2 protein-coding genes are annotated in these 916 nt (G+C 45.1%); one reads left to right on the top strand and one right to left on the bottom strand.

Going from position 1 to position 916, the window contains the following annotated elements; genetic code table 11:
- The coding region (locus A3750_RS26615) for a hypothetical protein (protein WP_231871940.1) at window positions 1-283 on the top strand (283 nt) is incomplete at its 5' end.
- A 127-nt stretch (window positions 284-410) separates the two neighbouring features.
- Here A3750_RS26615 and A3750_RS23760 read toward each other — a convergent pair.
- On the bottom strand, window positions 411-662 hold the full coding sequence (locus A3750_RS23760) for a YdcH family protein (protein WP_068457718.1): 252 nt from the start codon (window positions 660-662) through the stop codon (window positions 411-413).
- Between the last annotated feature and the right edge of the window lie 254 nt (window positions 663-916).

The raw sequence follows: 916 nt of genomic DNA on the forward strand, positions 1-916 counted from the left end.
TGATTGTTTTGAGGGTCGACAAACGGTATCTATGCGTATTCAGAAGATTGCTGAGCAAAATCCGACCGGGTTTGTCCCTTGGGTTGATCATTGGGTTGCGACGAGTATTTTATGCGAGAACACTGAGATCCCTGATGAGCGCTATGTACGCGATAGGGCCTTATATAACCTCTGTCTGAATCAGAAAGAAGACTTCAAGCGCGATTTAAAACGGTTTGTGGAATCCTTTGGTGAAGACTCAGACGAAGTAAAACTCATCCGAGAGCGGGCGGCGAGGTTTTAATCGTTAGGCGTAAAAAAGGGCAACCAAAGGTTGCCCGAACCGTTTTCCCTTCAACACAACAAAAGGAAAGTCACTGAGAGTCACTAAACGTCACTACCTAGGTGTAACGCACCAAAAAGGTTCTGCTTTACGCGGTCGCTTCGTGGGTTTTGAGCATTGCAAATAACTGGTCTTTCAATTTTAAACGCACTTTTTTGCGCTCTTCGACGTAATCGTCTGATGGTGTTTCTGCGCCAGTTTCGATCCGGTGCACTTCGTGATCTACATCGTGATATTGGTCGAACAACTTAGCGAAATGCGCATTGTTCATTTTGAGCTCATGGATCTGGTCGCGGTATTCTGGAAGTTCGTGAATTAGATCGTGCTTTTCAATGGTCATATTGTCTCCTCAATGAACCCTTATTTATAACGACTTATGAAACGGGGCGGTCACTGAATCAGATACGTCAGAGGTGACCGATGAATAACTCTGTATGGCTTCATGATGTACTGAAAAACAGCGCGAGGTATTGATTGAGGTCAAATGGATTACGGGTCGCTCTTGAGGAGGGTAGGTTTTCTCTTTAATCACCGACGAGAGGTGCTTAAGTCTTCACGCGAATCTTAACGCGTTAGTTGGTCTTTGGTCTTGGT

It is taken from the genome of Oleiphilus sp. HI0079 (assembly GCF_001635105.1).